The following is a 15,980-nucleotide window of genomic DNA, read 5'->3' as shown; positions in this document are numbered from 1 at the left end:
GGAGCTGGCCGAACTGCGCCGCCAGGGCTTTCAGCGGGTTAAGATCAACGGCACCTTCCACGACCTGGACGACGCGCCGACCCTGGACAAGAAGTTCCGCCACAACATCGATATCGTGGTCGACCGCATCGTCGTGCGCGAGGGGCTGGAGACGCGGCTGGCAGACAGTCTGCGCACCGCGCTGAACCTGGCCGACGGCATCGCCCATCTGGAGCTGGCGCAGGAGGAGGGGGCCGAGGGCGAACCCGAGCGCCTGACCTTTTCCGAGAAGTTCGCATGCCCCGTCAGCGGCTTCACCATCCCCGAGATCGAGCCGCGGCTGTTTTCGTTCAACGCGCCGTTCGGCGCCTGCCCGGTCTGTGACGGTCTGGGGGTCGAGCTGTTCTTCGACGACCGCCTGGTCGTGCCCGACGCGGCCCTGTCGGTGGACAAGGGCGCGATCGTGCCTTGGGCCAAGACCAAGTCGGCCTACCTGACCCAGACCATCAACGCGCTGGCGAAGCATTACGGTTTTGACAAGAAGACCCCGTGGAAGGATCTGCCCGACAGCGTCCAGCAGATGTTCCTGCGCGGGTCGGGCAAGGACGAGATCAAGTTCCGCTTTGACGACGCCGGCCGTGTCTATGAGATCAGCCGCGTCTTCGAGGGCGTGATTCCCAACATGGAACGCCGCCTGCGCGAGACCGACAGCGCCTGGGTGCGCGAGGAGTTCGAGCGTTATCAGAACAACCGCCCCTGCGGCGCCTGCGGAGGCTATCGCCTGAAGCCCGAGGCGCTGGCGGTCAAGATCGCCGGCAACCACGTGGGCGAGGTCGTGCAGCTGTCGATCCAGGAGGCGCTGGACTGGATAACCGACGCGCCGAACCACCTGTCCAAGCAGAAGGCCGAGATCGCCGCCGCAATCCTCAAGGAGATCCGCGAGCGGCTGGGATTCCTGGTCAATGTGGGCCTGAACTATCTGACCCTGTCGCGCGCGGCAGGCACGCTGTCGGGCGGCGAAAGCCAGCGCATTCGCTTGGCCAGCCAGATCGGGTCGGGCCTGACGGGCGTGCTGTACGTTCTGGACGAGCCGTCCATCGGCCTGCACCAGCGCGACAACGACCGGTTGCTGACCACGCTGATGAACCTGCGCGACCAGGGCAACTCGGTGTTGGTGGTCGAGCATGACGAGGATGCGATCCGCCATGCCGACTATGTCTTTGACATGGGGCCGGGGGCGGGGGTGCATGGCGGCAGCGTGGTCAGCAAGGGCACGCCTGCCGAGATTGCCGCCGATCCCGACAGCCTGACTGGCCAGTATCTGTCCGGCAAGCGCGCGATCGAGGTCCCCGAGACCCGCCGCAAGGGCAACGGCAAGAAGGTCACCGTGGTCAAGGCGACCGGCAACAACCTCAAGGATGTCACCGCCGAATTCCCGCTGGGCCGCTTCGTCTGCGTGTCGGGCGTGTCGGGGGGCGGCAAGTCCACCCTGACCATCGAGACGCTGTTCAAGACCGCATCCCTGCGCCTGAACGGCGCCCGCCAGACCCCCGCGCCCTGCGAGACGATCCGTGGGCTGGAGCATCTGGACAAAGTCATCGACATCGACCAGCGCCCCATCGGGCGCACGCCGCGGTCCAACCCGGCGACCTATACCGGCGCCTTTACGCCCATCCGCGACTGGTTCGCGGGCCTGCCTGAGGCCAAGGCGCGTGGCTACAAGCCGGGCCGGTTCAGCTTCAACGTCAAGGGCGGGCGCTGCGAGGCCTGCCAGGGCGACGGTGTCATCAAGATCGAGATGCACTTCTTGCCCGACGTCTATGTCGAGTGCGAGACCTGCAAGGGCAAGCGCTATAACCGCGAGACGCTGGAGGTGCAGTTCAAGGGCAAGTCCATCGCCGATGTGCTGGACATGACTGTGGAGGACGCGCAGGAATTCTTCAGCGCCGTCCCCTCGATCCGCGAGAAGATGGACGCGCTGATGCAGGTGGGCCTCGGCTACATCAAGGTGGGCCAGCAGGCGACGACCCTGTCGGGTGGCGAGGCGCAGCGCGTCAAGCTGTCCAAGGAGCTGTCTCGTCGGTCCACTGGCCGCACGCTGTATATCCTGGACGAGCCGACGACGGGTCTGCATTTCGAGGATGTCCGCAAGCTGCTGGAGGTGCTGCACGAACTGGTCGATCAGGGCAATTCGGTCATCGTGATCGAGCATAACCTGGACGTCATCAAGACGGCGGACTGGATCATCGACATCGGCCCCGAGGGCGGCGATGGCGGCGGCGTGATCGTGGCGGCAGGCACGCCGGAGGACGTCGCGCAGGTCGAGGCCAGCCATACCGGGCGCTATCTTGGACCCATGCTGAACCCGGCCCGTAGCCGCGCTGCGGAGTAGGGCAGGGGGTGCAAAAGAAAATCGCCGATGGTGCGTTTTTTCCTCTTGCACCCCCCGGCGGGCTTTCGTAAATACCCGCTCACCGAAGGCGAGACGGTGAAACGGATCGCAAGAGGAACTGGAGTGCGGGCGTAGCTCAGGGGTAGAGCATAACCTTGCCAAGGTTAGGGTCGGGCGTTCGAATCGCCTCGCCCGCTCCAAAAACAAAAGGCCAGACCCTCGGGTCTGGCCTTTGTCATTTGTGGCCTGCGGCTTGGCGTCAGGCGGCAATAGCCCGAATTCCATCGTGATTGCCTGCGACGATGGTCTGGGTGATTCCGGGTGCACAAACAGCTTTTGTTGGCACGCGGAGGATGATCCGCCGGATGCGGCGACCATGGTCAGTCCCGCTGCCCCGTACGCCGGTCAATCGGTGACGACATAGGCCGATCCAACCATCGGTACCCTTGGCGTCCGTGCGCAGGCGATCGCGGGGGGACCGCCTGCGCAACCTTGTCAGCCGTCGACGCGAATGCGGGCGTTCTGCGGGTCGTGCGGGCTGTCCTCGGTCACCACCGCGTCATACAGCTCGCGGAACATCCGCACCTGAAGCTTGGTGCCGGGCGTCGCCAGGTCGGGGCGGACATAGCCCATGCCGATCTGCTTGCCGAAGGCCGCCGAATAGCCACCCGAGGTCAGGCGCCCGATCTTTTCCCCGTCCAGGAACAGCGCCTCGCGGCCCCAGGGGTCCGCATCCGCCGGCCCGTCGATCAGCAGCGTGACACAGGTGGACCGGATCCCCTTGGCCTGCATCGCGGCCTTGCCGCGGAACTCCTTGCCCAGGTCCACGAACCGGTCCAACCCCGCCTCCAGCGGCGTCGCATCCCGGCCCAGTTCGGTGCCGAAGGCGCGGTACGACTTCTCCTGGCGCAGCCAGTTCTGAGCCCGAGCGCCGACCAGCTTCATGCCAGACGGCTCTCCGGCGGCGATCAGCTTGTCGAACAGGTGGTTCTGCATCTCGATCGGGTGGTGCAGCTCCCATCCCAGCTCGCCGGTATAGGCGACGCGGATGGCCATGACCGGGACCATGCCCAGCTCGATGTTGCGCATCGACAGCCAGGGAAAGCGCTTGTTCGACAGGGCGGTCGCAGGTTCCGCGTCACGGATCATCCGGGCCAGGATGTTCCGGCTCTCAGGCCCTGCCAGGGCAAAGACGCCCCATTGCGTGGTCACGTCCTGCACATGGACGTATTCGCCCCCAGCGGCCATGAAATCCTGCGCCAATTTCAGCAGGTTGTCGCGGTCGTAATCCGTCCAGGCCCCGGCGCTGACCAGGTAGTAATCCTGCTCTCCGCGCCGCACGATCGTGTATTCGGTCCGCACCGTCCCGGCATCGGTCAGCGCATAGGTCAGGTTGATCCGCCCCACCTTGGGAAGCTTGTTGGTGGTCAACCAGTCCAGGAAGGCGGTCGCCCCGGGCCCGGTGACGGTGTGCTTGGCAAACGCCGTCGCATCGACCAGGCCCGCCGTCTGGCGCACGGCCTCGGCCTCGGCCTTGGCGTATTGCCACCATCCGCCGCGACGGAAGCTGCGGCTGTCATGGTCGTCAAAGCCCTCGGGCGCGTAGTAGTTCGGGCGTTCCCACCCGTTCACATGCCCGAACTGCGCGCCATGCGCCGCCTGCCGGTCATAGGCAGGCGAGGTACGCAGCGGGCGGCAGGCGGGCCGCTCCTCGTCGGGATGGTGCAGGATGAAGACGTGGTCATAGGCCTCCTCGTTCTTGCGGGCGGCGTATTCCGTGGTCATCCAGGACCCGAACCGGCGGGGGTCCAGCGAGGCCATGTCGATCTCGGCCTCGCCCTCGGTCATCATCTGCGCCAGGTAATGGCCCACGCCCCCGGCTGCGGTGATGCCAAAGCTGAACCCCTCGGCCAGCCACATGTTGCGCAGGCCCGGCGCGGGTCCGACCAGCGGGTTGCCGTCGGGGGTATAGCAGATCGGGCCGTTGAAGTCGTCCTTCAGACCCACCGTCTCCGAGGTCGGAATGCGATGGATCATCGCCATGTACTCCTCCTCGATCCGCTCCAGGTCCAGGGGGAACAGGTCGGCGCGGAAGCTGTCCGGCACGCCGTATTCGAACCGCGCGGGTGCGCCTTTTTCATAGGGACCCAGGATCCAGCCGCCGCGCTCCTCGCGGACATACCACTTGGCATCGGCATCGCGCAGGACCGGATGCTCGGGGTTGCCTTCGGCGCGCCAGCGCATCAGCGCGGGGTCTGGCTCGGTTACGATGAACTGGTGTTCGACCGGGATGGCGGGGATCTTGATGCCCAGCAGCTTGGCCGTGCGCTGTGCGTGGTTGCCGGTCGCGGTCACCACATGTTCGGCGTGGATGTCATAGACCTCTCCGGACGGGATCAGGTTGCCGCCGCGATCGACCATCTTTTCCACCGTCACGACCCATTCGCTGCCGGTCCAGCGATAGGCGTTCACCTGGATCTTGCGCTCGATCCGGCAGCCCGCCATCCGCGCGCCCTTGGCCATGGCCTGGGTCACGTCGGCGGGGTTGATGTATCCGTCGGTCGGGTGGAACAGCGCGCCCTTCAGGTCCTCGGTGCGGACCAGCGGCCAGCGCTCCTTGATCTGGGCGGGGGTCAGGAACTGATGCTCGATCCCGATCGTCTCGGCGGTGGCGGAATACAGCATGTATTCGTCCATCCGCCCATCCGTCTGCGCCATGCGCAGGTTGCCGCAGCGGGTGAAGCCCGCGTTCAGCCCCGTCTCGGCCTCCAGCCCGGCATAGAGCTTGACCGAGTAATCGTGGATATGGCTGGTCGCATAGCCCATGTTGAACAGGGGCAGCAGCCCCGCCGCGTGCCAGGTCGATCCGGCGGTCAGCTCGTCGCGTTCGACCAGCAGCGTGTCCCAGCCCGCGCGCGCCAGATGCAGCGCGATGCCGCATCCGACCGCGCCCCCGCCCACGACCAGAACCTTCACATGCGACGTCATCGCGCTCTCCTGTTGGAACCGTTTCGCCTGTGATGCCCCATCGGTGAAACGCCGCGTCAAAGGCGCCCGACATCTGCGGGCGAAAAACGACATGGCCTTGCCCAGACCCGCCCCCGTCGCTAGGTTGCGGCCCACGCCAACAAGGGGGCACCATGGACATCTGCCGCAGCACCGACGCCATGCGCGCCTGGCGCCGGGACGCGGGCCGCACAGCCCTGGTGCCGACGATGGGCGCGCTGCATCAGGGCCACTTGACCCTGGTCGCGCGGGCCCGCGACTGGCTGGATCGGCAGGGCGGCGGCCGGGTGGTGACCTCGATCTTCGTGAACCCCGCGCAGTTCGGCCCGAACGAGGATCTGGACAAGTATCCTCGGCAGGAGGCGCAGGACCTGGACCTGCTGCGCAAGGCCGGTTGCGACGCGGTGTTCCTGCCGCAGGTGTCCGACATCTGGCGCCCCGGTGCGCAGACCCATGTGCAGGTGACGCAGTTGGGCGGCATCCTGATGGGCCGCCTGCGCCCTGGCCATTTCCGCGGCGTGGCGACTGTGGTCACCAAGCTGTTCAACATCGTCCAGCCCCAGGCCGCGGCCTTCGGCGAAAAGGACTATCAGCAGCTGACCCTGATCACCCGCATGGTCGAGGACCTGGACATTCCCGTGACCATCCTGCCCGTGCCGACCGTGCGCGAACCCGACGGGCTGGCCATGTCCTCGCGCAACCAGCGCCTGACGGCCGAGGATCGCGCCGCCGCCCCGGTGCTGGCCCGTGCGCTGGACCATGCGGCGGAATCGGTCGCGATGGGCACGCCCGTCAGCCTGTTGCGCCGCCAGATCCGCGCCATCCTGTCCACGGAACCGCGGGCCGACATCCGCTCGATCGACATCCGCGACGCGCGCGACCTGTCACGCATCGCCGTCGTGGGCGGTCCGGTGGCGATCCTGCTGGCGATCCGTTTCGGCGACGTGCTGCTGATCGACCAGCGCACCGCCCATCCCTGACCCGCGCGGCCCCGCGCATCCCCTTGAAAGGCCGACCCATGTCCGCGCAAGCCCCCGTCCGCCGCGTCACCGCGCCCCAGATCGCCGACTGCAAGGGTTCGACCCCCATCGTTGCGCTGACCGCCTATACCGCGCCGATGGCGGCAATGGTCGATGCCCATGCCGACGTGATTTTGGTGGGCGACAGCCTGGGCATGGTGGTCCACGGCCTGCCTTCGACGATCGGGGTCACGCTGGAGATGATGATCCTGCACGGCCAAGCCGTCATGCGCGGGTCCGACCGCGCCATGGTCGTCATCGACATGCCCTTCGGAAGTTATGAGGAATCGCCGGAACAGGCGTTCCGCAACGCCGCCCGCGTGATGGCCCAGACCGGCGCCGGCGCCGTCAAGCTGGAGGGGGGCGCCCGCATGGCCCCCACCATCCGCTTTCTGGTCGACCGCGGCATCCCGGTCATGGCCCATGTCGGCCTGACGCCGCAGGCCACGAACACGATGGGCGGCTTCAAGACGCAGGGCCGCGATCCAGCCACTTGGCCCGCCTTCGTCGCGGATGCCCGCGCGGTCGCCGATGCGGGCGCGTTCAGCGTCGTGGTCGAGGGGGTGATGGAGGCCTTGGCCGATCAGATCACCGATGCCATCGCCGTGCCGACCATCGGCATCGGCGCCAGCGCGCGCTGCGACGGGCAGATCCTGGTGCTGGACGACATGCTGGGCCTGTCGGGTCGCGTGCCGCGCTTTGTCCGCCGTTTCGGGGAATTGGGCAAAGAGGCCGACCAGGCCATCGCCGCCTATGCGGCCGCGGTCCGTGACCGCAGCTTTCCTGCCGCGGCCGAACTGTACCGCTAAGGCGGCGCTCAGTCGTCGCGCGGTTCGAAATCGGCGGTGGCGGCCAGGCGGGACAGCAGCAGCGGGATCAGCAGCAGGGCGGCAAGTCCCAGATAGATGGTGCCAAGGCTGAGGTGTTCGGCCAGGAAACCGATGCTGCCCGGCGCCAGCAGGATGCCGGAATAGCCCATCATCGTGACCACCGACAGGCCCATGCCTGCGGCAAGCCCCGGCACGTTCCCGGCCGCGGAAAAGGCGATGGGCACCATGTTCGCGATGCCGATGCCCGCCAACGCGAACCCCGCGATCGCCGGGGCGGGGCTGCTGGACAGCCCGGCCAGGACCAGGCCCGCCATCGCCACGGCCGAACTGGCGCGCAGGGTGGTGACCGCGCCAAAGCGCCGGCGCAGTCCGTCGCCCGCAAAGCGCATCGCCGCCATCGTGCCCGCGCAGGCGGCAAAGCCCAGGCCCGCGACGGACAGCGACGCGCCCATCTCGCGCTGCAGATAGACGGCGGCCCAATCCAGGATCGCGCCCTCGGGAATCATCGCGGCCAGGGCCATCAGCCCGATCAGCCAGGGCAGGGGGCTGCGCGGCAGGCGCAGCGGCGCCTTGGGCGCGCCCGCATCGGGGGCGTCCTGCAGCAGCCGCGGCAGCGCCCACAGCAGCACCAGCGCAAAGACTGCGGTGATGACGGCGGCATGGGCCAGTTCCCCGAATCGCTGGATCAGCCAGCCGCCCGCGGCGGCGCCGGCAAAGGCGCCCAGGCTCCAGAATCCGTGGCAGGACGACATGATCGCCCGGCCACGCGCGCGTTCCACCGCAACCGCGTTGGCATTCATCGCCACGTCCATGCCGCCGACCATGCCGCCGAACAGCACCACGGTCGCCGCCACCGTCCAATAGGTCGGCGCCAGAGAGATCCAGATCATCGACGGCGCGGCCAGCCACGCGGCCAGCCTCACGGCGCTGGCCGATCCGGCCCGTGCGACCATCGCCCCGAACAGCGGCATCACGCAGATCGAGCCCAGGCCCAGCCCCAGCACGATCACCCCGGCGCTGGCCTCGGTGATGCCAAGCCTTTCCATCAGGACGGGAATTTTCGGCGCCCAGCTGCCCACCAGCAGGCCGTTCACGAAAAACAGGACCGACACGGCCCAACGCATCGTCATCACAGCATCGACGGCACGACCAGGTCGGGCGGGCGGTGCCCGTCGGAAAAGGTCTTGATGTTGATGATCACCTTCTCGCCCATCTCGGCGCGGCCCTCGACGGTCGCGCTGCCCATATGCGGCAGCAGGACGACGTTGGGCAGCTCGCGCAGGCGGGGGTTGATCTCGTGGCCATGCTCGAAGACGTCCAGGCCCGCGCCCGCGATCTCTCCGGCGCGCAGCATGCGGGTCAGGGCGTTCTCGTCGATGACCTCGCCGCGCGAGGTGTTCACGATCACGGCGGTCGGCTTCATCAGCTTCAGCCGACGCGCGTTCAGAAGGTGGAAGGTCGAGGGCGTGTGCGGCGCGTTCACGCTGACGATGTCCATGCGCGCCAGCATCTGGTCCAGGCTCTCCCACCAGGTCGCGCCCAGGGCCTCCTCGATCTCGGGGCGCAGGCGGCGGCGGTTGTGATAGTGGACCTGCATGCCGAAGGCGGCGGCGCGGCGCGCGACCGCCTGGCCGATGCGGCCCATGCCCAGGATGCCAAGACGCCGCCCGCCGACGCGCCCGCCCAGATGGGCGGTGGGCGACCAGCCCTGCCAGCGTCCGGCCTGCATCTCGGCCAGGCCCTCGGGGATCTTGCGGGTCACGGCCAAGATCAGCGCCAGCGTCATGTCGGCGGTGTCCTCGGTCACGACGCCGGGGGTGTTGCTGACCAGAACGCCGCGCTGGCGGGCGGACATCACGTCGATATGGTCGATGCCCGCGCCGAAATTCGCGATCAGCTTCAGCCGCTCGCCCGCGCGGGCCAGCATGGCGGCGGTGATCTGGTCGGTCACGGTCGGCACCAGGACGTCCGCGTCCTGCATCAGCGATACCAGCTGATCGGACGACATCTTGCGGTCGTCGTCGCGCAGGGCCACGTCGAACAGTTCGGACATGCGGGTCTCGACCGCCTCGGGCAGGCGGCGCGTCACGGCGACGCGCAGTCTGCTGCGGGGGGCTGCGGGGGTGGCGGGCATGGTCACCTCACTGTGTCAGAGCCTTGATCGGTCGCCTGCAGGCACGCCCTTCCCATCGGCGGACGCTTTTGGCAAACTGCCCGCGTTGAGGGGCAGGCACAAGACCCCAGAAGGGGCGTCCGCGCCCCGCACAGGACAGGAACGGACAACGCATGACGGCACGGCCAGGCAGGACGGGCGCAAGGGTGGCACTTGCGCTTGTGGCGATGATGGGGGCTGCCGCCCCGCAGGCGATGGCCCAAAGCGAACCGCAACAAAGCCAGGGTGCGACCGAACAGCGGGGTCCGGTGACCAACCTGCCGCTGCCCCGCTATGTCAGCCTGAAGGGCAACGAAGGCAACGCCCGGCGCGGGCCCAGCCTGTCTCACCGCATCGACTGGGTGTTCCGCCATGCGGGGATGCCGCTGCGGGTGGTGGCCGAATTCGGTCATTGGCGCCGGGTCGAGGACAAGGATGGGGCAGGGGGCTGGATCCACTATGCGCTACTGTCGGGGGTCCGCACAGCACTGGTCACCCAGGACATGCTGGAACTGCGCGCCCGACCGCATCGCGATTCCGACATCGTGGCGCGGGCCGAGGCCGGGGCCATCCTGCGGCTGAACGAATGCGAGCCCGAATGGTGCCGCGTGTCGGGCGGCGGCCAGCGGGGCTGGGTGCCCAAGACGGCGATCTGGGGCGTGGACGCGGGCGAAATCCGCGACTGATCCGCGCCGCATTGCAACAATTCGCCGCGCTTTCGATCCCCTGCGCCCGTTGACCCCGGACGGTCACGGGTCTAAACCGCACTCAGCCAACCCGTCGCGGGGTCAGCCGTGATCCCCGCGACCGACAAGGGGATCGTCACCCGTGCAAAACATTACGCAGGACTATCTGCCCATCCTCGTCTTCGCGGCGATGGCCTCGGCGCTTGCGCTGATCTTGCTGCTGTCCGCGTTCGTCATCGCCGTGCGCAATCCCGACCCCGAAAAGGTCAGTGCCTATGAGTCGGGCTTCAACCCGTTCGACGACGCGCGGATGAAGTTCGACGTGCGATTCTATCTGGTGTCGATCCTGTTCATCATCTTCGACCTCGAGGTCGCGTTCCTGTTCCCCTGGGCGGTCAGCTTCCAGGCGATCAGCGAGACCGCGTTCTGGTCGATGATGGCGTTCCTGGGCGTGCTGACCGTGGGCTTTGCCTACGAGTGGAAGAAAGGAGCCTTGGAATGGGCGTGATGGCAGGGGCGAATACCGCCGGACCCGATCGCGAATACGCGACCAAGGCCTTGAACGCGGAGCTGCAGGACAAGGGTTTCCTGCTGACCACGACCGAGGACATCATCAACTGGGCGCGCAACGGCTCGCTGCACTGGATGACGTTCGGCCTGGCCTGCTGCGCGGTCGAGATGATGCAGACCTCGATGCCGCGCTATGACCTGGAACGCTTCGGGACCGCGCCGCGCGCCTCCCCGCGCCAGTCGGACCTGATGATCGTGGCGGGCACGCTGACCAACAAGATGGCCCCGGCGCTGCGCAAGGTCTATGACCAGATGCCGGAGCCGCGCTATGTCATCAGCATGGGCAGCTGCGCCAATGGCGGCGGCTATTACCATTACAGCTATTCCGTGGTGCGCGGATGCGACCGGATCGTGCCCGTGGACATCTATGTCCCCGGTTGCCCGCCGACCGCCGAGGCGCTGCTTTACGGCATCCTGCAACTTCAGCGCCGCATCCGGCGCACCGGCACGCTGGTGAGGTGATCATGGCGACCTATACCGATCCCGACGCGCTGGACCAGCTGGCCGAGCACATCAAGCTGCGCCGCCCGAACGAGGTCATCGGCACCGACGTGGCCTTTGGCGAGCTGACCGTGACGGCCACGGCCAGCGGCATCCTGGATCTGCTGGATTTCCTGCGCAGCGACAGCAGCTGCCGGTTCTCCACGCTGGTCGACATCACCGCCGTCGATTACCCGTCGCGCCAGCAGCGGTTCGACGTCGTCTGGCACTTCCTGTCGATGTACCAGAACCACCGCGTCCGCGTGAAGGTCGCCATCCGCGAGGATGAGATGCTGCCGACGCTGACCGCGATCTATCCCGCCGCAAACTGGTTCGAGCGCGAGATCTTCGACATGTTCGGGATCCTGTTCACCGGTCATCCGGACCTGCGCCGCATCCTGACCGACTATGGCTTTTCCGGCCATCCGCTGCGCAAGGACTTTCCGACCACCGGTTATGTCGAGGTTCGATATGACGACGCCGAAAAGCGCGTGATCTATGAGCCCGTGTCGCTGGTGCAGGAATACCGGCAGTTCGATTTCCTGTCGCCCTGGGAAGGCGTGCAATACGCCCTGCCCGGCGACGAAAAGGGGGCCGCGAAATGATGGACGGCGACATCCGCGCGAACAGCTATGACGACGGCAGCCACGACCTGGTGACCGGCGAACAGCGCATTCGCAACTTCAACATCAACTTCGGTCCGCAACACCCTGCCGCGCATGGTGTGCTGCGCATGGTGCTGGAGCTGGACGGCGAGGTCGTGGAACGCGCCGACCCGCATATCGGCCTGCTGCACCGCGGCACCGAGAAGCTGATGGAAAGCCGGACCTATCTTCAGAACCTGCCGTATTTCGACCGGCTGGATTACGTGTCGCCGATGAACCAGGAACACGCCTGGTGCCTGGCGATCGAACGTCTGACCGGGACGGTCGTGCCGCGCCGCGCCAGCCTGATCCGGGTGCTGTTCTGCGAGGTGGGGCGTATCCTGAACCACCTTCTGGGCCTGACGACCGGCGCGCTGGACGTCGGCGCCCTGACCCCGCCGCTATGGGGTTTCGAGGCGCGCGAGGATCTGATGATCTTCTATGAACGCGCATCGGGCGCGCGTCTGCATGCAGCCTATTTCCGGCCGGGCGGCGTCCATCAGGACCTGACCCCCGACCTGCTGGACGACATGGAGGCGTGGTGCGAGCGTTTCCCCAAGGTTCTGGACGATCTGGACACGCTGCTGACCGAAAACCGCATCTTCAAGCAGCGGCTGGTCGACATCGGCATCGTGTCCGAACAGGATGCGCTGGATTGGGGTTTCTCGGGCGTGATGGTGCGCGGATCGGGCATGGCCTGGGACCTGCGTCGCAGCCAGCCTTACGAATGCTATGACGAGTTCGACTTCAAGATCCCGGTCGGTACGAACGGCGACTGCTATGACCGTTTCCTGTGCCGGATGCAGGAAATGCGTGAATCGACGCTGATCATGAAGCAGGCGATCGCCAAGCTGCGGGCCGAAGGGCCGGGCGAGGTTCTGGCCCGCGGCAAGCTGACCCCGCCCAAGCGGGGCGACATGAAGCGGGACATGGAAAGCCTGATCCATCACTTCAAGCTGTACACCGAGGGCTTCCGCGTTCCCGCCGGAGAGGTCTATGCCGCCGTCGAGGCCCCCAAGGGCGAGTTCGGCGTCTATCTGGTCAGCGACGGCACCAACCGTCCCTATCGTGCGAAACTTCGCGCGCCGGGGTTCCTGCACCTTCAATCCATGGACTGGATGTCCAAGGGCCATCTGCTGGCCGACGTCCCGGCCCTGATCGCCACCCAGGATATCGTCTTCGGAGAGGTTGACCGCTGATGCTGCGCCGCCTGCACCCCGTCCAGCCGGACAGTTTCGAATTCACGCCTGCGAACCTGGAATGGGCGCAGGCACAGATCACCAAATACCCCGAAGGTCGTCAGCAATCGGCGATCATTCCTGTCCTGTGGCGTGCCCAGGAACAGGAAGGCTGGCTGTCGCGTCCCGCCATCGAATATTGCGCCGAACTGTTGGGCATGGCCTATATCCGGGCGCTGGAAGTGGCGACGTTCTACTTCATGTTCCAGCTGCAACCCGTTGGGACTGTTGCGAACATTCAGATCTGCGGCACCACGACCTGCATGATCTGCGGAGCCGAGGACCTGGTCGCGGTCTGCAAGCGCAAGATCGCGCCCACGCCGCATACCCTGTCGGCCGACGGCAAGTTCAGCTGGGAGGAGGTCGAGTGCCTTGGCGCCTGCGCCAACGCCCCGATGGCCCAGATCGGCAAGGACTACTATGAGGATCTGACGCCCGAGAGCCTCGAGGCGCTGATCGACCGCATGTCGGCCGGAGAGGTTCCGGTGCCCGGATCGCAGACCGGTCGCTTTGCGTCCGAACCCGTCAGCGGGCTGACCAGCTTGGCCGATCTGAAGGGGCAGGAGGGTCACAACGCCAGCGTGCAACTGGCCTCTGACCTGGGCGAGACGCTGAAGCGGATCGACGGGACCGAGGTTCCGATCCTGACGAAATGGCGCCGCAAGCCCGATGCCGCGGCGGACGACCAGACCGGCGTGGACACCGCGCCGGAACGCGAACCGCGCCCGTCGGACGGGGCACCGGTCGATTCGACCGGCGTGACCGAGCAGGAGGCGCAGGCCAGTTCGGCCGCGCGCCCGGTTTCGGCGCGCGAACCGGCCGATGTGCGCAAGGATGACAAGGACCGCGACTGACCGCAGCCCGACGACCCGCAGAAAGGACGCCAGCCATGACACCCGCCAGCAGAACCACCGGAGCCGTCACGGCGCTGCTGGTCTTTCTGGGCATCGGCCTGTTCGGGCAGATGGGCTGGCTGGCGGCCTTGGTGCTGGCGCTGATCGCGGGTGGCCTGCTGGCCCTGATGGTGGCTTGGCTCGGCGATCCCCGCGGGGTCCGAATGGACGAGCCGGACTGGGACGCGATGCCGCTGCCGCCGCAGGCGGCCGCGCCCGTCCGGCAGGCACCGGCGCCTGCGGCTGCGCCCGAGATTGCGCCGTCGGGTGATGCCATTCCTCCGGCCGCCCCGCGCGAGACGCCGGACGCCGCGCGCAGCATCTATGCCGGCGGGCCGGACGACCTGCGGGCCATAAAGGGCATCGGGCCGAAGGTCCAGCAGGCGCTGGAACAGGCGGGCGTGACGCGGTTCTCGCAGATCGCGGCCTGGGACGACGCCGACGTGGATCGCATGGCGGCCGGGATCGGCCGCGCCGCGTCGCGCATCCGCAATGACGACTGGGTGGGGCAGGCGCGCGCGCTGGCCGCACGCAGGCAGGAGGCGGGGTGATGGCGGACCCCGCGCAGGACGCCCGCCAGATGCGGCTGGTCGCGATCGTGATCGCGACGACCATGCTGATCTGGCTCGCCATCCAGGCGATCGGGCAGCACTATGACTGGGCGGCGCGGTGGGCCTTTCTGGCCGACCTTGCCGCCATCGGCGCTTTTGTCTGGTCGCTGATCGTGACCTGGCGTATCTGGCGGCGCAGGAATGCGTGACGCCGGGAATAAAGGACGTATCGGATGCTGAAAGACCAGGATCGCATTTTCACCAACCTGTATGGCATGGGCGACCGCAGCCTGGCGGGCGCGCAGAAGCGCGGCCATTGGGACGGGACCGGCGACATCATCGGCCGCGGGCGCGACAAGATCATCGAGCAGGTCAAGGCTTCGGGGCTGCGTGGACGTGGCGGCGCAGGCTTTCCGACCGGTCTGAAATGGTCCTTCATGCCCAAGGAATCGGACGGCCGGCCCAGCTATCTGGTGATCAACGCCGACGAATCCGAGCCTGCGACCTGCAAGGACCGCGAGATCATGCGCCATGATCCGCACACCCTGATCGAGGGTGCGCTGATCGCAAGCTTCGCGATGAACGCGCATGTCTGCTACATCTACCTGCGCGGCGAATACATCCGCGAAAAGGAGGCCCTGCAGGCCGCCATCGACGAATGCTATGATGCGGGGCTTCTGGGCGCGAATGCGGCCGGGTCGGGATGGGATTTCGACCTGTACCTGCACCACGGCGCCGGCGCCTATATCTGTGGCGAGGAGACCGCGCTGCTGGAAAGCCTGGAGGGCAAGAAGGGCATGCCGCGCATGAAGCCGCCGTTTCCGGCGGGTGCGGGCCTTTATGGCTGTCCGACCACGGTGAACAACGTCGAATCCATCGCCGTCGTGCCGACGATCCTGCGCCGCGGGGCGGAGTGGTTCGCGGGCTTTGGCCGTCCGAACAACGCGGGCGTTAAGCTGTTCGGCCTGACCGGCCACCTGAATGCCCCCTGCGTGGTCGAGGAGGCCATGTCGATCAGCATGAAGGAGCTGATCGAGAAGCATGGCGGCGGCGTGCGCGGCGGCTGGAAGAACCTCAAGGCGGTGATTCCCGGCGGCGCCTCCTGCCCGGTCCTGACGGCCGAGCAGTGCGAGAACGCCATCATGGATTACGACGGCATGCGCGAGCTGAAATCCAGTTTTGGCACCGGCTGCATGATCGTGATGGATCAGTCGACCGACATCATCAAGGCGATCTGGCGCCTGTCCGCCTTCTTCAAGCACGAAAGCTGCGGCCAATGCACGCCCTGCCGCGAGGGCACCGGCTGGATGATGCGCGTCATGGCGCGCCTGGTGTCCGGCGAGGCCGAGGTCGAGGAGATCGACATGCTGCTGGACGTGACCAAGCAGGTCGAAGGCCATACCATCTGTGCCTTGGGCGACGCGGCGGCATGGCCGATCCAGGGCCTGATCCGCAATTTCCGCGGAGAGATCGAGGATCGCCTGATCGCCAAGAAGACCGGGCGCACGGGCGCGCTGGCCGCGGAATGAGCATGAAGGCG

The 15,980-nt window shown here is 67.0% G+C and carries 14 protein-coding genes, 1 tRNA gene and 1 pseudogene; 13 read left to right on the top strand and 3 right to left on the bottom strand.

Annotated features, from left to right (window positions below):
- Window positions 1-16 precede the first annotated feature (16 nt).
- Window positions 17-2,371, top strand: a pseudogene (gene uvrA, locus PRL19_RS15680) (excinuclease ABC subunit UvrA); the annotation flags it as partial.
- 125 nt (window positions 2,372-2,496) lie between these two features.
- A tRNA-Gly gene (locus PRL19_RS15675) sits at window positions 2,497-2,571 on the top strand.
- A gap of 295 nt (window positions 2,572-2,866) precedes the next feature.
- Here PRL19_RS15675 and PRL19_RS15670 read toward each other — a convergent pair.
- The gene (locus PRL19_RS15670; RefSeq protein WP_273743509.1) at window positions 2,867-5,359 is read right to left on the bottom strand and encodes a GcvT family protein; all 2,493 of its coding nucleotides are present in this window, start codon (window positions 5,357-5,359) and stop codon (window positions 2,867-2,869) included.
- Window positions 5,360-5,511: 152 nt separating this feature from the next.
- On the opposite strand from PRL19_RS15670, the gene panC reads away from it, so the two are divergent.
- On the top strand, window positions 5,512-6,357 hold the full coding sequence (gene panC / locus PRL19_RS15665) for a pantoate--beta-alanine ligase (protein ID WP_273743508.1): 846 nt from the start codon (window positions 5,512-5,514) through the stop codon (window positions 6,355-6,357).
- A gap of 38 nt (window positions 6,358-6,395) precedes the next feature.
- On the top strand, window positions 6,396-7,205 hold the full coding sequence (gene panB / locus PRL19_RS15660; RefSeq protein WP_273743507.1) for a 3-methyl-2-oxobutanoate hydroxymethyltransferase: 810 nt from the start codon (window positions 6,396-6,398) through the stop codon (window positions 7,203-7,205).
- Between the two features lie 8 nt (window positions 7,206-7,213).
- On the opposite strand, the gene PRL19_RS15655 is transcribed toward panB, so the two are convergent.
- Together PRL19_RS15655 and PRL19_RS15650 are read right to left on the bottom strand one after the other, a co-directional pair.
- A complete protein-coding gene (locus tag PRL19_RS15655; RefSeq protein WP_273743506.1) occupies window positions 7,214-8,356 on the bottom strand; it encodes an MFS transporter in 1,143 nt (380 codons plus the stop codon).
- Window positions 8,356-9,360 (bottom strand): 2-hydroxyacid dehydrogenase, encoded by a 1,005-nt coding sequence (locus tag PRL19_RS15650; RefSeq protein WP_273743505.1) that lies wholly within the window; start codon window positions 9,358-9,360, stop codon window positions 8,356-8,358. Before PRL19_RS15650 ends, PRL19_RS15655 begins: the two co-directional genes overlap by 1 nt.
- A 152-nt stretch (window positions 9,361-9,512) precedes the next feature.
- On the opposite strand from PRL19_RS15650, the gene PRL19_RS15645 reads away from it, so the two are divergent.
- The 9 genes from PRL19_RS15645 to nuoF all read left to right on the top strand — a co-directional run bounded on the left by PRL19_RS15645 (window position 9,513) and on the right by nuoF (window position 15,969).
- Window positions 9,513-10,064, top strand: a complete 552-nt coding sequence (locus PRL19_RS15645) for an SH3 domain-containing protein (protein WP_148912076.1) — start codon at window positions 9,513-9,515, stop codon at window positions 10,062-10,064.
- Between the two features lie 190 nt (window positions 10,065-10,254).
- A complete protein-coding gene (gene ndhC / locus PRL19_RS15640) occupies window positions 10,255-10,572 on the top strand; it encodes an NADH-quinone oxidoreductase subunit A (RefSeq protein WP_206692694.1) in 318 nt (105 codons plus the stop codon).
- Window positions 10,572-11,096 carry a NuoB/complex I 20 kDa subunit family protein gene (locus PRL19_RS15635; protein ID WP_176695081.1) on the top strand — a complete coding sequence of 175 codons (525 nt, stop codon included), beginning with the start codon at window positions 10,572-10,574 and terminating at the stop codon, window positions 11,094-11,096. The genes ndhC and PRL19_RS15635 overlap by 1 nt, the downstream gene beginning before the upstream one ends.
- A 2-nt stretch (window positions 11,097-11,098) precedes the next feature.
- Window positions 11,099-11,719 carry an NADH-quinone oxidoreductase subunit C gene (locus tag PRL19_RS15630; protein ID WP_273743504.1) on the top strand — a complete coding sequence of 207 codons (621 nt, stop codon included), beginning with the start codon at window positions 11,099-11,101 and terminating at the stop codon, window positions 11,717-11,719.
- Window positions 11,716-12,957 (top strand): NADH-quinone oxidoreductase subunit D, encoded by a 1,242-nt coding sequence (locus PRL19_RS15625; RefSeq protein WP_045998809.1) that lies wholly within the window; start codon window positions 11,716-11,718, stop codon window positions 12,955-12,957. The genes PRL19_RS15630 and PRL19_RS15625 overlap by 4 nt, the downstream gene beginning before the upstream one ends.
- Complete coding sequence (gene nuoE / locus PRL19_RS15620; protein ID WP_045998810.1) at window positions 12,957-13,850, top strand: NADH-quinone oxidoreductase subunit NuoE; 894 nt, start codon at window positions 12,957-12,959, stop codon at window positions 13,848-13,850. Before PRL19_RS15625 ends, nuoE begins: the two co-directional genes overlap by 1 nt.
- Window positions 13,851-13,885: 35 nt before the next feature.
- A complete protein-coding gene (locus PRL19_RS15615; protein ID WP_273743503.1) occupies window positions 13,886-14,440 on the top strand; it encodes a hypothetical protein in 555 nt (184 codons plus the stop codon).
- On the top strand, window positions 14,440-14,649 hold the full coding sequence (locus tag PRL19_RS15610; RefSeq protein ID WP_045998811.1) for a DUF5337 domain-containing protein: 210 nt from the start codon (window positions 14,440-14,442) through the stop codon (window positions 14,647-14,649). The genes PRL19_RS15615 and PRL19_RS15610 overlap by 1 nt, the downstream gene beginning before the upstream one ends.
- 24 nt (window positions 14,650-14,673) lie before the next feature.
- A complete protein-coding gene (gene nuoF, locus PRL19_RS15605; RefSeq protein ID WP_045998812.1) occupies window positions 14,674-15,969 on the top strand; it encodes an NADH-quinone oxidoreductase subunit NuoF in 1,296 nt (431 codons plus the stop codon).
- The last annotated feature ends 11 nt before the right edge of the window (window positions 15,970-15,980 follow it).

Origin of the sequence: Paracoccus marcusii (assembly GCF_028621715.1) — a bacterium.
Lineage (GTDB): Bacteria > Pseudomonadota > Alphaproteobacteria > Rhodobacterales > Rhodobacteraceae > Paracoccus > Paracoccus marcusii.
Note: the sequence above shows the minus strand (reverse complement) of the source record. Positions and strands in the feature narration are given on the sequence as shown.